This window comes from Tsuneonella troitsensis (genome assembly GCF_001441535.1).
GTDB classification, from domain to species: Bacteria; Pseudomonadota; Alphaproteobacteria; order Sphingomonadales; family Sphingomonadaceae; genus Tsuneonella; species Tsuneonella troitsensis.
The window spans coordinates 470,254-484,135 of sequence record NZ_LMAU01000002.1; the positions used below are offsets into that span (position 1 = coordinate 470,254).

Here is a 13,882-nt window from a genome sequence, read left to right on the forward strand (position 1 = left end):
CTAACTGCCATGCCGCTCAGCATGACCAAGATCGCCTACACCTCGAAATCGCTCGAGGAGCTGCGCGGCTGGGTCGAGGCCGGCGAGGAAGCGCATATGCGCACCCGCTATCGCCCGACGCGCCATGCCGAGATGATCGGCGGCTCGCTCTACTGGATCATGGATCACGCGATCGTCGCGCGGAGCGAGATCCTGGGTTTCGCGGAACGGCCCGACGGACACTGGACGATCCGCCTGGCGCCCCGGCTGATACCGGTCCAGCCCAAGCACAAGCGCGCGCACCAGGGCTGGCGCTACCTGACCGAGCGTCAGGCACCGCGGGACTTGGAGGAAGGGGAAGAACCGGTCGATGCGATCCCGGGCAGGCTCGCCGGGCGCCTCACCAAGCTGGGGCTGATCTAGCGCTTGCCGACGACCTTGCGCAGCACGTTCGCATAAGTCTCGGGATCCTGTGCGCCGGGCACGATGAACTTGCGGTCGATCACCATCGCCGGAACGCCCGAGACGTTGTTGTCGAAGGCCATTTGCTCCTCGGCACGCACTTCCGCCGCGATCTGCGGATCGTCCAGCGCCGCCATAGCCGCCGCACGGTCGAGTCCCTGTTCCTCCACCACGTCGAACAGCACGTCGCGGCTACCCACGTTGCGACGCTGCTGGAAATGCGCCGCGAACAGCGCGAGCTTCAGCCGGGTCTGCGCTTCGGCCCCCGCGCTATCGAGCGCCCACTTGAGCAGTTTGTGCGCGTCGAACGTGTTCCACAGCATCGATCGCGGCGGATCGCCCGGGCCGGTATAGTCGAACGGGCCTGCGGCGGCGGCCCGCTCGGCCATCATTGTCCGCCCCGCCTCGGCCTCTTCGGGCGTCCGCCCGTACTTGCGCGCGATGTGCGCCCGGCTTTCCTCGCCTTCCGGCGGCATGTCGGGGTTCAGTTCGAACGGCAGCCAGCGGATCTCCGCCTCGATCTCGCCCTCCAGCCCGGCGAGCGCCGCTTCGAGGTTCTTGTAGCCGATGACGCACCACGGGCACATCACGTCGGACCAGATATCGATCGTCACTTTTTCGGTCATCGGTCGAGCCACCAGTTCACCAGGTGATGCGCGATCGCGAAGGATCGCGGGAAGATCAGCGTTTCGTTGCCTTCGGGCCCGGCTGCGCGCGCGGCAAGCAGTTCCTCGCGCGTGAACCAGCGCGCTTCCTCCAGCTCGGTATGGTCGACGGTCAGCGCGTCGTCTTCGGCGACGGAATGGCAGCCGATCATCAACTGGCTGGGAAACGGCCACGGCTGGCTGGCGATGTAGGTGACGTCGCGCACCCGCACGCCGGCTTCCTCGTACACCTCGCGAGCGACGGCTTCCTCGATCGTCTCGCCCGGTTCGACGAAACCGGCCAGGGCGGAGAAGATGCGCGGCGGGAAGCGCGGCTGGCGGCCCATCAGCAGCTTGTCTTCGTGCTCCACCAGCATGATCGTGACGGGATCGGTGCGCGGAAAGTGCTGCGCGCCGCACGAACCGCAATCGCGCTGCCAGCCCCCCTTGGCGGGCTTCGTTCCGGCCCCGCACCGCGCGCAGAAGCGATGGCGCGCGTGCCAGTCGACGAGGCTGCGCGCCCCGCCATACAGCGCTAGGTCCGCGGGCGAGAGGACCTGCATCGCCTGCCACACCTGCGGCTGGGCATAGGCCGGACCCTCGGCACCCTTTTCGGGGACCGCAGCGAAGCACGCTTTCCCTTCCAGCAAGCCCAGGAAGACGAGGTCCGCGCCCTCGGGCACTTCGACAAGGCTGCCCCAGTCGAGTGCGCCGGTTGCCGGATCGTATGACGGCATCAGCCCGTCGAGGCGAAGCAGCCGCGCACGCCAGTCCATCGCCGCGGACAGCGCCGCGGGGTCGGTCCGCAGGTGGTCGGCGCGGTCGAGCGGGGACCCGCTGAACGCGATCACGCGGGGCTTGCGCCCGCCATCGCGGCCAGATCGGCGACCACCGCCTTCGAGAACTCCGCCGTGAGCGGATAGGTATCGGACGGCATGTACTGCGTCATCATCACCGCGCGCAGCGAGCGCCTGAAATCGACGTAGGCGACCGTGCCGGCCGCACCGCCCCAGCCGAACGTCCCGGCCATCGCGCCAAGGCCGACCCGACCACCGGCGCCGAAGCCCTGCCCTTCGGCGAAGGTGCCCTTGGTCTCGACACCGTCCGGCAGCAGGTTCGACGTGGCGAGGCGCACCGCGGGCTCGCTCATGACGCGCCTGCCGTCGATCGTGCCGTAGCCGAGCAGCATCCGCAGGAACCGGTCGTAGTCGCGCGCGGACGAGACAAGCCCCGCCCCGCCCATCGGAAACGCCGGGGCGTCGGCATAGACCGACTGATTCGCCGGATCGAGCGGGAGCATCGCCCCGTTCATGATGCCGTAGTTTGTGGTGAAGCGACCCAACTCGCTTTGCGGCACGGTGAAGTACGTGCTGTCCATGCCCGTCGGCGCGAAGATGCGGTCCTTGAGGAACGCGTCGAACGTCTGACCGGACGCCACCTCGATCACCCGCCCGAGCAGGTCGATGCTGACCGAATAGAGCCAGCGCGTGCCGGGCTGCGCCACCAGCGGCAGGCGGGCCAGCGCATCGGCGAACGCCTCGAGGCTCCGCACCGGGGTGCCGCGGCCGAACACCGCGCCGATCGGCAGCTTGGTGACCTGACCGGCGATCGCCCCGGCGTCTTCATAGGCCGTCTTGATCGGCCCCTTCTGCATGATCGTGTAGCCGAGGCCCGCCGTGTGGGTGAGCAGATGCCGGATCGTGATCGGTCGCGCCGCGGGCTCGAGGTCCGCCGGTGCGATCCCACCGTCGTAGGTCTTCTGGACCTTCATGTCGGCGAACTTGGGGAGGATTTCGGCCAGCGGCTGGTCGAGGCCCAACTTCCCGTCCTCGATCAGCATCATTGTGGCGATGCCGGTGACCGGTTTCGTCATCGAATAGATGCGATAGAGGCTGTCGACACCCGCGGGCGCTTCGGCCCCCAGAGCAAGGTTGCCAGCGGCCACCACATCGGGTGCGCCCTGTCCCCAGCCTAGGGTCGCCACCACGTTGGCGAGCTTGCGCGGAGTCACATAGCCGTCGATCAGCTTGGCAACCGAGGGCCACTTCATCGCATCGGCGGCCATCGCGGCGCGCCCGAGCGGCAGCCCGGCAAACGCCGCGCCCGCGCCCAGCATCGCGCCGGAACGGATCAGCGATCGGCGCGACATCTGCGGCGTGGCGAAATCCCTGAATGCCATCGAACTCTCCCAATTCGGTTTCATTTCAGGATGTGCGTCATCGACGCGACGCGGTCAATCGGGCTTGCAAAGCGCAGGTGTGCTGGCCATGTAGGACACATGGGCAACATCATCGCATTCATCCTCGGCATCATCTCGCTGGTGATCGTCATTCCCGCGACAATCCCCTTTCTCGGCTGGGCCAACTGGTTGGCGCTCCCGCTGATCGTAATCGGGGTCATCGTCGGGCAGCTGTCCTCGACCAGCAAGGCCGGGCGCAATTTCTGCCTGATCGTGTTGCTGATCGCCGTGATCCGCCTGAGCCTGGGCGGCGGCATCATCTAGCCGAGCGCGCGGGCCGCAGCCTTCGCGAACAGGGTCGGCAAGCCAGCCTCCTCGATCCTTTCGACCGGCCACCACTCCCCTTCGCCATCGGGTTGCGCCGCCCGCGATACGTGGACGGACAGTTCCAGATCGAAGTGCGTGAAGCCGTGCCGCACGGTCCCGGCATGATGCCAGTCGCCTGACGGGACACCAAAGCCGTCCGCGCGCGCCGACCAGCCGTCGTCGGGCAAGGCGCGCATTCCGCCGAGGATCCCCTTCCCTTCGCGCCGCACCAGCCAGACCGAACGACCGGTCGCGTCGACGCGCTCGATCCAGAAAGCGGCTCCCTTGCGCGTCGGCTTCGCCTTTTTGGCGGGCCTCACGGGAAAGCGCGCCGGATCGCCCTCGGCCCGCGCGCGGCAATCTTGGGCCAGCGGACACAACAGGCAACGGGGGTCGCGCGGCGTGCAAATCGTCGCGCCCAGATCCATCATCGCCTGCGCGAAGTCGCCCGCCCGTTCGTCGGGGGTAATCGCATCGGCACCGGCGCGGATCTCCTTGCGCGCAGCGGGGAGCGGCGTCCCGATCGCGAACAGCCGCGCCACGACGCGCTCGACATTCGCGTCGACCACCACCGCGCGCCTGTCGAAGGCGATCGCCACCACCGCCGCGGCGATATAGGCCCCGACACCCGGCAGAGCGCGCAAGCCATCCTCGGTATCGGGAAACGAGCCGCGCGCCGCGACCGCTCGCGCCGCCGCGAGCAGGTTGCGCGCCCGCGAATAGTATCCCAGCCCCGCCCAGGCGGCCATGACGTCGGCATCCTCGGCCGCGGCCAGCGCCTCAACGGTCGGCCAGCGCTCTAGGAAGCGAGCGTAGTACGGCGCGACGGCCGCCGTGGTCGTCTGCTGGAGCATGACCTCCGACAGCCAAACACGATAGGGCGGCGGAGGAGGCTTCCCGGGCGGACTGCGCCACGGCAGGGTTCGCGCCGACCGGTCGTACCATTCCAGCAATCGCTGCGACACGCCGTTCGCGCTGCGGTCCTTGCTGGCACTCATCGCGCGCCTATGGCATGGCCGCGGCGACGATGGAACGGGACGCGAAACCTCTCAAACCCAAAGCGTACGAACGGCCTCGCGGCGGCCCTGCGAAGTCGATCGCGGAACTGACTCCGCAAGTCGGCCGGACCGCGTTTCGCCGGTTCGGCTTCGTGCAGTCGAGCGTGGTCACCCGCTGGCCCGAGATCGTCGGCGAACATCACGCGAAAGTCTGCACGCCCGAGGCGATAAGGTTCCCCCCCGGCGAAAAGGCCGACGGCATCCTGCAGCTCGTGGTGCTCCCCGCCCACGCGCCGCTGATCCAACACGTCATCCCCGAGATCATCGAGAGGGTGAACCGCTTTTTCGGTTACAAGGCGATCGCGCGGGTCAAGCTGCGGCAAGGGGCCGTTCAGCCGCCCCGTGCTGAAGCGCGGCCCGCGGCCCCGCCGTCGCTGAAACCGATCCCGTTCGAGCTCGGCGATTCACTGCGCGACGTGGGCGACCCGGAGCTGCGCGCGGTCCTCGAATCGCTTGCGCGGACGATCGGCGGCAAGGAGGAGAAGGCGTGAAGTTCGTTCGTTGGATCTTGGTAACTCTCGCCGCCGTAAGCGCCACTGCCGCCGTGCCCGCGTCGACCAACTGGCTGACCGTGGTCGACACTGCTGGCGGCGGCCACAAGATCGGCAATCCGGCCGCAAAGGTAAAGCTAATCGAATTCATCAGCTACACCTGCCCGGCATGCGGCCGGTTCGCGCAGGAGGCGTCCAACGCACTCGACATCTATGTCGCGAGCGGCAAGGTGCAGGTCGACGTGCGCCACGTGATCCGCGACCCGATCGACATGACCGCGGCCATGCTCGCCAATTGCGGGCCGGCGGCGAAGTTTCCCCGCAATCACGCCGCGCTGATCCTTGCCCAGCCCAAGTGGCTGCCCATCGCCGAGCGGGCCACGCAAGGGCAGCAATCGCGCTGGTACAACGGACCCGGCCCCGCGCGCCGCCGCGCGATCGCGGCCGACCTCAAGTTCTACGATATCATGATCGGCCGCGGTTACGAGCGGACCGCGATCGACCGGTGCCTGTCCGACGAAGCGCTGGCCAAGCGCCTGGCGGACCAGACGGTCGCCGACGATGCGAAATGGAATGTGCAAAGCACTCCCAGCTTCGCGATCGGCAACGATATGCTGGCCGGGACGAATTCGTGGCAGATGCTCCAGCCGCAACTCGACGCCCGCCTTTGAATTCTTCCCCCCTCTGAAACCGGAAGGTATAGCTGTGGAAAGCGCTGCCAGTTGCCCGTACCGCCGCTTCACCCGCCCCCACCCCTCGTATACCCTCATCGGCCACCCGAAAGGATGATCATGCTGCGTTCCGCTTCTCTTGCCCTTGTTGCCGCGCTTGCGCTGTCCGCCTGCAGTTCGAACGAGACGCCCGAAGGCGAAGTCGCCGAAGGCGAATCGGTGGCCGCAGTCGCCGCTCCCGCCGGTCAGGCATGGATCGACGTCGCGACCGTCACCCCGGACGGCGGCTACATGGTCGGCAACCCCGACGCGCCGATCAAGCTGATGGAATTCGGCTCGCTCACCTGCGGCGCCTGCGCGAACTTCACGCAGACCGGGTTCGAGCCGCTGCGCGACAAGTACATCAACACCGGCAAGGTCAGCTTCGAGCTTCGCAACCAGGTCCACAACGGCATCGACCTCGTCCTCGCGCGCCTCGTCCGCTGCTCGACGCCCGATGCAATGGTCCCGCTCTCGGAACAGGTCTGGCAGAACTTCGACCAGATCATGGCCGGAGCGCAGGCCGCCGGTCCGCAGCTCGAAGGCGCGATGGCGCTGCCCGAGAACCAGCGTTTCGCCGCCGTCGCCGAGGCGGCGGGCCTTTATCCCTTCTTCGCCAGCCGCGGGATCAGCGAAGACCAAGCCCGCACATGCCTGGCCGATGCCGGTTCGGTGGAAGCGATCGCCGACGCTTCGGAAAAGCAGTCGGAAGAACTGAAGGTCGCCGGAACACCCACCTTCTTCATCAACGGAACCAACGTGGGCACCCAGAACTGGGCCTCGCTAGAACCCATGCTACAGCGCGCCGGCGCCAGGTAGCCGGGCGCGCCGGGGGGATAGCGCCGGGATGCTCATCAGGCGGCTCAAGCTCAGCGGGTTCAAGAGCTTTGTCGAGCCGTCCGAACTGCGCATCGAGCCGGGGCTGACCGGGGTCGTCGGACCCAACGGCTGCGGCAAGTCGAACCTGCTCGAAGCGATCCGCTGGGTCATGGGCGAAAACTCGCCCAAGTCGATGCGGTCGGGCGGGATGGACGACGTCATCTTCGCCGGCACCGCCAGCCGTCCGCCGCGCGACTTTGCCGAGGTCGTGCTGACCGGCCAGGGCAGCGACGGTGAGGAACTCGAAGTCATCCGCCGGATCGAGCGCGGCGCCGGCAGCGCATACCGCGTCAACGGGCGCGACGTGCGGGCCAAGGACGTGGCGCTGACCTTTGCCGATGCGGCGACCGGCGCGCATTCGCCCGCGCTCGTCAGCCAGGGCAAGATCGCGCAAGTCATCGCCGCCAAACCCGCCGAACGCCGGATGATGCTGGAAGAGGCGGCGGGTATCGCCGGCCTCCACGTCCGCCGCCGCGATGCAGAGGGCAAGCTCCGCCAGACCGAGGCGAACCTCGCGCGGCTGGAAGACCTGATGGCGGGCCTCGACAGCCAGATCGCCTCGCTGCGCCGTCAGGCCAAGCAGGCCGAGCGGTACAAGGCCCTGTCCGACCAGATCCGCGTCGCCGAAGCGCGCCTGCTGTTCGCCCGCTGGCGCGACGCGGCTGCGGCTGCCGAAACGGCTCGCAGCGAGGCAAAGGCGGCGGACGAACGGGTGACCACCGCACAGGCCGCGACCGCCGACGCGCAGAAGGCGCAGGCGGGGACCGCCGCGGCGCTGGCCGAAGCGCGCGACGAGCTTGCCGACCGACGCGACGATGCCAGTGCCCACGGCCATCGCATGGCTGCGCTCTCGAGCCAGCTCGAAGCGGCCGAGCAGCGCCTCGCCGACCTCGACCGGCAGAAGGCCCGCCTCGAAGAGGATCGCGGCGATGCCGACCGACTGACCCGCGATGCGGCCGAGGCGCTGGCACGGCTGGAAAAGGAGCTGGCCGCCAACGCCGCTGCGCTGGCGGCGGACGAGACGCGCAGGCCTTCGCTGGCCGCCAGGCTGGAGGACGCCGAACGCGCCAGCCGCGCAGCCGAACTGGCTCTGGCCAAGGCGACCGCCGATCAGGCCGGCGTCGAAGCCGAATGGCGCGTGGCCGAAGCCGAAGTTGCGCAGACGCAGGCGCGAATGGCCCGGATCGACGCCGAGGCGCGCCGCCAGCTCGACGCGCGCGAGGCGTTGTCCCGCGCCGGCAATGTCGACGCCGCGGTCGTCGATGCCCAGCGAGAGGTCGAACGGACGGCGGCTAAGCTCGGCGAATTGCGTGCCGCGCTCGAAGACAAGCGCATCCGCAAGGAATCGCTGCAGTCCGCGCGCGACGATGCAGCCTCGACGCTTGCCGCTGCGCGGGCCGACATCGCCGGACTCGAACGCGAATACCAGGCACTCGACCGCGACCGGCAGGCGCGGGCGAAGCTGGCGGCGGGACGCCAGGGTTTGCCGACCGCGCTCGACCGGATACGCGCCGCTCCGGGATATGAGCGCGCCGTCGCCGCGGTCCTCGGTCGCGATGCGCGCTCGCCGCTCGGCGCACCCTCCGGCGATGGTGAAGGCCGGTTTTGGACGGGCTCGACCGCCCCTGCCGCGGTGCCGGACTCACTGGCGCGGCACGTTACCGACTGCCCGCCCGAACTCGCGGCGCGGCTGGCGCTGGTCCACGTCGTCGAGCGGGACGATGCGCGCACACTCGGTCCCGGCGAATGGCTCGTCACGAAAGCGGGCGCGCTGCGTCGGTGGGACGGCTTCGTGGCACGCGGCGAAGGCGCGGCGGAGGCGGCGCGGCTCGAGGCCGAAAATCGCATCGCCGAACTCGAGGCCCTGCTGCCTCCCCGGCGCGAAGCGCTCGACGTCGCGGAGCGGGCCCAGGCGAACGCGCAGGAAGAACTCGCAACGCTGCAGCGCGAACTCGTCGGCGACGAACGCGGCGTGCAGGAGGCGGTCGAGGCCGAGCGCGGCGCGCTGCGATGGCTGGACCAGGCCGAAGCGGCGCGTGAGCGCCACGCTGCGCGGCTGGCTGAACTCAAGGCCACGGAAGGCGATCTTGCCGAGCAGCGCGAGACCGCCCACGCCGATCTGGTGGCGGCGCAAGAGAGGCGCGACGCACTGCCGCCGCCCGACGCTGGGCGTGCCACGCTCGATGCCGCGCGCGCCCGGAACGAGGCGGCCCGGTCCGCGGTGCAGGCCGCCACGGGAGAGCTTGCCGCGCACGATCAGGGGCTCGCGGTCACAAGCGAGCGGACGGCGGCCCAGCGATCCGATATCGCAAGTTGGCAGGCCCGGTCGGGCGAGGCCGCCCGCCGCCTGTCGGACATGAGCCGCCGGTTCGAGGAAATCGAGCAGGAGCGCAGCGTCGTCGCCGCCAAGCCCGAGGGACTGGTGCGCGAGATCGAGCGCGGCGACGCGGTGCGCGCGCGGCTGACCGCGGAGCTTTCCGAGGCCGAGGGCACGGTGGCCACGGCGCAGGCCGCCGCCCAAGCCGCCGACCGTGCGCTCGCAGACGCGACCGAAGCGCTGGCCTCGGCCCGCGAAGCGCGCGCCGGCCTCGCCGCGCGGGCCGAAAACGAAGAACAGCGCCGCGAGGAAATGGCGCGCATCTCGAGCGAACGCTTCCAGTGCCCGCCCCCGCTGCTGGCGGACCGGATCGGCTTCGACGCGTCCGAGGTGAAGAACGCCGGGCTCGAAGGCGAGGAGATGGAGCGCCTGACCGCCAGCCGCGAACGGATCGGCCCCGTGAACCTCGTCGCAGCCGACGAACTGGAACGGATCGAGGCCGAACACGGCAGCAGCGCCGCCGAACAGGCGGAACTGGCCGAAGCGGTCAACCGCCTGCGTGGATCGATCGGCAACCTCAACCGAGAGGGCCGCGAGCGGCTGCGCGCCGCGTTCGAACAGGTCGATACCCACTTCCGCCGCCTGTTCACCCGGCTGTTCGAGGGGGGACAGGCGCATCTGGCGCTGATCGACAGCGACGACCCGCTCGACGCCGGGCTGGAAATCTTCGCCCAGCCTCCCGGCAAGCGCCTGCAGTCGCTGACCCTGCTTTCGGGCGGAGAGCAGGCGCTGACCGCCATCGCGCTGATCTTCGCGCTGTTTCTGACCAACCCGGCGCCGATCTGCGTGCTCGACGAGGTCGACGCCCCGCTCGACGATGCCAACATCGATCGCTTCTGCGACCTGCTCGATTCGATGGTGGCTGAGACCGACACCCGATACCTGATCGTGACTCACAACGCGGTGACGATGAGCCGGATGCACCGCTTGTTCGGGGTCACGATGGTGGAGCGCGGCATCAGCCGCCTCGTCAGCGTGGATCTGGGGCAGGCGGAGCTGCTCGCGGCCGAATAATCGCGATTCCTGCAATCGCGATCGCCCTGTAAGGGCTGGCGATGGACAGCCAGTTGATCGTGATCTGCCTGCTTACGGCGGGCATCAACCTCATCGGGACGCTTGCATACGGCGCACGAATCGCGGGCGTCCGCACGCGGCGGATCGCGATGAGCTTTGCCCTGTTCAACATCCTGGTGCTCGTCTCACGGATGTCGAACAGCTTCCTGGGCCCGTTCTTGGCCAAACGGATCGAAGTGCGTCTGGCAGATGGCGGCGGCAGCGCCTTGCTCGGCGATTTCCGCATAGTGCTGGCGTCGGCGTCGATCGCGGTATTCGTCGGCATCTTGCTCGTGCCCACGTCGCAGCGCCTGTTCGTGCGCGCGATCGGGTATTTCCAAGAGCATCGCTCGACCACCCGCATGATCCTGCGCACGGCGACCCCCGCGGGCTTGCGCACCGTTCGCGACTCGATCGCCCTGCCCAGCACCGGCCAGTTCCGCGCCCTCGCCAAGCCGCGCGGGGTGAGTTGGGGCGTGCTGCTGGCCAATTGCCTGGCCCAGGCGCTGCTGACCGTGGGCGTCCTTGCGTCGCTGTATGCGGGTTACATCAACCCCGAATTCCGCGTCACCGCATCGCAGCTATCGGCCGTCATCAACGGTCTGGCGACGATCCTGCTGTTCGCCCTGATCGATCCGCAGTTGTCGGTGATGACCGATGACGTGATCGAGGGCAAAGTGCCCGAAACGGTGTTCCGCCGGACGATCGTGTGGATTTCGTTCAGCCGACTGGTCGGCACCTTGCTGGCGCAAGCGGTGTTCGTCCCAGCCGCGCTCGCGATCGCCTGGGTGGCGAACTACGTCTGACCTCCGCGCCTAGCGCGCGATGGCATCGGCGAGCCGTTCGCGAATCGACCTGAGGCGCGCGATCGCCTCCTGCCGCGAACTATCGGAAGTCGCACTGCTGGTTGCAGCCTGCAACACGCCGGGTGCCGGATCCACGTTGCCGCCGGTCCGTTCGCCGGTGCCGCCCCGCCAATCCTTCAGCGCCGCCTTGGCTCCCCGGAGGGTATAGCCTTCGCGGTTCACCAGCCGGTCAATCTCCTGGACCAGTGCGATATCCTCGGATCGGTAATAGCGCCTACCGCCGCTGCGCTTGAGCGGCTGGAGCATCGGAAACTGGCCTTCCCAGTAGCGCAGCACGTGCGACTTGATGCCGAGCGCGTCGCCGACCTCGCCGATCGTTCGCAAGGCGCCTGCGTCCTTGCCGTCGTCGAAAGTGGCGACCATTCGCTCCATCCTATCCCTTGGCCACTCGTTCCTTGAGCAGCTGGCTCGCGCGAAAAGTCATCACCCGGCGCGGCGTAATCGGAACCTCGACCCCGGTCTTCGGATTGCGGCCAACGCGTTCCTTCTTGTCGCGAAGGACGAAGGTCCCGAAGCCCGAAATCTTGACGTTTTCGCCTTTCGACATGGCTTCGCACATATGCCGCAGGATCGCTTCGACCAGGTCGAGCGACTCCGCCCGACTGAAGCCCAGCTTGCGGTTGATCGTGTCTGCCAAGTCAGCGCGAGTCAGCGTGCCCACCGAACGCATCATATCGCGGGGTCCTTCCTAAGGATGACGGCGCGACCCGAACTACGAGTTATCCTAACGAATTTCGCGGTTTGCTGCAATGGACGCTGCAAAATTATGCGCGGGCGGCCTACATTCGGACGAGGCTGGCGCCCCAGGTGAAGCCGCCGCCCATCGCTTCGAACATCACCAGGTCGCCCGGTTTGATCCGGCCGTCGCGCACTGCGGTGTCGAATGCGAGCGGAACCGACGCCGCGGATGTGTTCGCGTGCCGGTCCACGGTGACGATGACCTTGCCCGGCTCCAGACCCAGTTTCCGCGCCGTAGCATCGAGGATGCGGGCGTTCGCCTGATGTGGCACGACCCAGTCGATATCCGCGACGGCAAAGCCGGTTTCGGCCAGCACCGTCTCCAGCACCGAGGCCAGATTGGTGACGGCGTGGCGGAAAACCTCCCGCCCCTTCATGCGAAGTTTGCCCACGGTCCCGGTCGTCGAGGGACCGCCATCGACATAGAGCAGTTCGTTGTGCGCTCCGTCCGCGTGAAGCTGGGTAAAGATCACGCCCGGACCGTCCTCGGCCACGTCCTGCGCCTCGAGCACGATCGCCCCGGCACCGTCGCCGAACAGGACGCAGGTCGTGCGGTCCTCCCAGTCGAGGATACGGCTGAACGTCTCGGCCCCGATCACCAGCGCGCGCTTGGCCATCCCTGCCCGCAGCATCGAATCGGCGGTGGCGAGCGCGTAGAGAAAGCCCGAACACACCGCGGCCACATCGAACGCGATGCCGCCATGACAGCCGATGAGGTCCTGCACCTTGGTGGCGGTGGCGGGAAACGTCTGGTCGGGGGTGGCCGTCGCAAGGACGATCAGGCCGATGTCGCTGGGGACAAGTCCGGCGGACTCGAGCGCCTTGGTCGCAGCCTCGGCAGCGAGCGTGGCGGTCGTCTCCCCCTCGCCCGCGATATGGCGGTTGCGGATGCCCGTCCGCTCGACGATCCATTCGTCGCTGGTGTCGACCATCAGCGCCATTTCGGCGTTGGGCACCGCGCGCTTCGGCAATGCCGAACCGCTGCCCCGCACGACGGAGCGAATCACGCCGCCTGTCCCGCCGACGTATTGCGCTTGATGTTCGACTTTTCGCCCAGCGCGGCCAGATCGGCGGAGATGCGCTGGGTCAGGTCATCCTCGAGCAGGCGCGCCGCAACGTCGACCGCATTGGCCACGCCCGCCGCGCTGGCGCTGCCGTGGCTTTTCACGACCACGCCGTTGAGGCCGAGGAATACCGCGCCGTTGTGGTTGTTTGGGTCGAGATGGTGGCGCAGCAGCTCGGTCGCCGGACGGCTGACCAGGAAACCGATCTTGGACCTCAGCGAGCTGGTGAACGCGTTGCGCAGAAGGTCGGTCACGAAGCGCGCCGCGCCCTCGATCGCCTTCAGCGCGATGTTGCCCGAGAAACCGTCGGTCACGACGACGTCGCACGACCCGCGGTTGATCTTGTCCGCCTCGATGAAGCCGTCGAAGCTGAGCGACAGGTTCTTGGCCGCGGCGCGGAGCTGCTGGGCGGCGGCCTGAAGCTCCTCGGTGCCCTTGAGCTCCTCGGTGCCGATGTTGAGCAGGCGCACGCGCGGCTCTTCACGCCCGGTCACGATACGCGAATAGGCCGCGCCCATGACCGCGAACTGGACGAGGTTGCGGGCGTCGCACTCGGTATTGGCACCCAGGTCGAGCATGATCACGTCGTTGTCGCCGAGGCTCGGCAACAGGGCGGCGAGCGCGGGCCGGTCGATCCCCGGCATCGTGCGCAGCGCAAGCTTGCTCATCGCCATCAGCGCGCCGGTGTTGCCCGCGCTGACCGCGGCGCCCGCGTCGCCCGCCTTCACCGCGTTGACGGCAAGGCCCATGCTGGTGGTCTTGGCGCGCCGGATCGCCTTGGACGGTTTTTCGTCGCCGGTGACGACGCCATCGCAGTGGAGGATTTCGGAAGCGCCGCGCAAGCTGGGGTGCGCGTCGAGCGCGGCCTTGATACGCGGCTCGTCGCCGACCAGCAGGAACTTGAATTTGTCGTGGCGCCGGCGGGCCAGGGCCGCGCCGGATACCATCGTCTGCACGCCTTCGTCCCCGCCCATCGCATCGACGGCGATACGCGGGAGGGACATAAGCGCAGCTAC

15 protein-coding genes are annotated in these 13,882 nt (G+C 68.3%); 7 read left to right on the top strand and 8 right to left on the bottom strand.

What is annotated here, in order from left to right:
• Positions 1–9: 9 nt before the first annotated feature.
• Positions 10–402: a DUF1489 family protein gene (locus tag AR323_RS05855; protein ID WP_057883002.1), complete on the top strand. Its 393-nt coding sequence runs from the start codon at positions 10–12 to the stop codon at positions 400–402.
• On the opposite strand, the gene AR323_RS05860 is transcribed toward AR323_RS05855, so the two are convergent.
• Genes AR323_RS05860 through AR323_RS05870 form a run of 3 tightly spaced genes read right to left on the bottom strand, consistent with a single transcriptional unit; the run spans position 399 to position 3,264 of the window.
• On the bottom strand, positions 399–1,067 hold the full coding sequence (locus AR323_RS05860; protein ID WP_057883003.1) for a DsbA family oxidoreductase: 669 nt from the start codon (positions 1,065–1,067) through the stop codon (positions 399–401). The genes AR323_RS05855 and AR323_RS05860 overlap by 4 nt on opposite strands.
• Positions 1,064–1,936, bottom strand: a complete 873-nt coding sequence (nudC, locus tag AR323_RS05865; RefSeq protein WP_057883004.1) for an NAD(+) diphosphatase — start codon at positions 1,934–1,936, stop codon at positions 1,064–1,066. Before nudC ends, AR323_RS05860 begins: the two co-directional genes overlap by 4 nt.
• On the bottom strand, positions 1,933–3,264 hold the full coding sequence (locus AR323_RS05870; protein ID WP_057883005.1) for a serine hydrolase domain-containing protein: 1,332 nt from the start codon (positions 3,262–3,264) through the stop codon (positions 1,933–1,935). The genes nudC and AR323_RS05870 overlap by 4 nt, the downstream gene beginning before the upstream one ends.
• A 99-nt stretch (positions 3,265–3,363) precedes the next feature.
• Between AR323_RS05870 and AR323_RS05875 the strand changes: the two genes are divergently transcribed.
• On the top strand, positions 3,364–3,588 hold the full coding sequence (locus AR323_RS05875; RefSeq protein WP_057883006.1) for a hypothetical protein: 225 nt from the start codon (positions 3,364–3,366) through the stop codon (positions 3,586–3,588).
• Here AR323_RS05875 and AR323_RS05880 read toward each other — a convergent pair.
• Complete coding sequence (locus AR323_RS05880) at positions 3,585–4,628, bottom strand: A/G-specific adenine glycosylase (protein ID WP_057883007.1); 1,044 nt, start codon at positions 4,626–4,628, stop codon at positions 3,585–3,587. The two genes, AR323_RS05875 and AR323_RS05880, sit on opposite strands and share 4 nt — an antisense overlap.
• Before the next feature lie 14 nt (positions 4,629–4,642).
• Between AR323_RS05880 and AR323_RS05885 the strand changes: the two genes are divergently transcribed.
• From AR323_RS05885 to AR323_RS05905, 5 genes are all read left to right on the top strand, one after another.
• Complete coding sequence (locus AR323_RS05885; RefSeq protein WP_235510466.1) at positions 4,643–5,179, top strand: DUF721 domain-containing protein; 537 nt, start codon at positions 4,643–4,645, stop codon at positions 5,177–5,179.
• The gene (locus AR323_RS05890) at positions 5,176–5,850 is read left to right on the top strand and encodes a thioredoxin domain-containing protein (RefSeq protein ID WP_161808716.1); all 675 of its coding nucleotides are present in this window, start codon (positions 5,176–5,178) and stop codon (positions 5,848–5,850) included. The genes AR323_RS05885 and AR323_RS05890 overlap by 4 nt, the downstream gene beginning before the upstream one ends.
• A 120-nt stretch (positions 5,851–5,970) precedes the next feature.
• Positions 5,971–6,708: a DsbA family protein gene (locus tag AR323_RS05895; RefSeq protein ID WP_235510467.1), complete on the top strand. Its 738-nt coding sequence runs from the start codon at positions 5,971–5,973 to the stop codon at positions 6,706–6,708.
• Between the two features lie 28 nt (positions 6,709–6,736).
• On the top strand, positions 6,737–10,159 hold the full coding sequence (locus AR323_RS05900) for a chromosome segregation SMC family protein (RefSeq protein WP_057883009.1): 3,423 nt from the start codon (positions 6,737–6,739) through the stop codon (positions 10,157–10,159).
• A gap of 41 nt (positions 10,160–10,200) precedes the next feature.
• Complete coding sequence (locus tag AR323_RS05905) at positions 10,201–11,004, top strand: lipid II flippase Amj family protein (protein WP_057883010.1); 804 nt, start codon at positions 10,201–10,203, stop codon at positions 11,002–11,004.
• Positions 11,005–11,013: 9 nt separating this feature from the next.
• On the opposite strand, the gene AR323_RS05910 is transcribed toward AR323_RS05905, so the two are convergent.
• The 4 genes from AR323_RS05910 to plsX form a co-directional block, all read right to left on the bottom strand.
• Positions 11,014–11,427, bottom strand: coding sequence for a MerR family transcriptional regulator (locus AR323_RS05910; protein WP_235510468.1), 414 nt, complete (start codon positions 11,425–11,427; stop codon positions 11,014–11,016).
• 10 nt (positions 11,428–11,437) lie between these two features.
• Entirely contained in the window at positions 11,438–11,737 is a 300-nt protein-coding gene (locus AR323_RS05915; RefSeq protein WP_200956680.1) for an integration host factor subunit alpha, read from the bottom strand.
• 106 nt (positions 11,738–11,843) lie between these two features.
• A complete protein-coding gene (locus AR323_RS05920; protein WP_057883012.1) occupies positions 11,844–12,809 on the bottom strand; it encodes a beta-ketoacyl-ACP synthase III in 966 nt (321 codons plus the stop codon).
• On the bottom strand, positions 12,806–13,870 hold the full coding sequence (gene plsX / locus AR323_RS05925; protein WP_057883013.1) for a phosphate acyltransferase PlsX: 1,065 nt from the start codon (positions 13,868–13,870) through the stop codon (positions 12,806–12,808). The genes AR323_RS05920 and plsX overlap by 4 nt, the downstream gene beginning before the upstream one ends.
• Positions 13,871–13,882: the final 12 nt, after the last annotated feature.

What these genes read in the sequence shown, in the direction of transcription:
- AR323_RS05855 (WP_057883002.1), top strand. Translation starts at nt 10, where the DNA reads ATGCCGCTCAGCATGACCAAGATCGCCTACACCTCGAAATCGCTCGAG.
- AR323_RS05860 (WP_057883003.1), bottom strand. Translation starts at nt 1,067, where the DNA reads ATGACCGAAAAAGTGACGATCGATATCTGGTCCGACGTGATGTGCCCG.
- AR323_RS05870 (WP_057883005.1), bottom strand. Translation starts at nt 3,264, where the DNA reads ATGGCATTCAGGGATTTCGCCACGCCGCAGATGTCGCGCCGATCGCTG.
- AR323_RS05875 (WP_057883006.1), top strand. Translation starts at nt 3,364, where the DNA reads ATGGGCAACATCATCGCATTCATCCTCGGCATCATCTCGCTGGTGATC.
- AR323_RS05880 (WP_057883007.1), bottom strand. Translation starts at nt 4,628, where the DNA reads ATGAGTGCCAGCAAGGACCGCAGCGCGAACGGCGTGTCGCAGCGATTG.
- AR323_RS05885 (WP_235510466.1), top strand. Translation starts at nt 4,643, where the DNA reads ATGGCCGCGGCGACGATGGAACGGGACGCGAAACCTCTCAAACCCAAA.
- AR323_RS05895 (WP_235510467.1), top strand. Translation starts at nt 5,971, where the DNA reads ATGCTGCGTTCCGCTTCTCTTGCCCTTGTTGCCGCGCTTGCGCTGTCC.
- AR323_RS05900 (WP_057883009.1), top strand. Translation starts at nt 6,737, where the DNA reads ATGCTCATCAGGCGGCTCAAGCTCAGCGGGTTCAAGAGCTTTGTCGAG.
- AR323_RS05905 (WP_057883010.1), top strand. Translation starts at nt 10,201, where the DNA reads ATGGACAGCCAGTTGATCGTGATCTGCCTGCTTACGGCGGGCATCAAC.
- AR323_RS05910 (WP_235510468.1), bottom strand. Translation starts at nt 11,427, where the DNA reads ATGGTCGCCACTTTCGACGACGGCAAGGACGCAGGCGCCTTGCGAACG.
- AR323_RS05915 (WP_200956680.1), bottom strand. Translation starts at nt 11,737, where the DNA reads ATGATGCGTTCGGTGGGCACGCTGACTCGCGCTGACTTGGCAGACACG.
- plsX (WP_057883013.1), bottom strand. Translation starts at nt 13,870, where the DNA reads ATGTCCCTCCCGCGTATCGCCGTCGATGCGATGGGCGGGGACGAAGGC.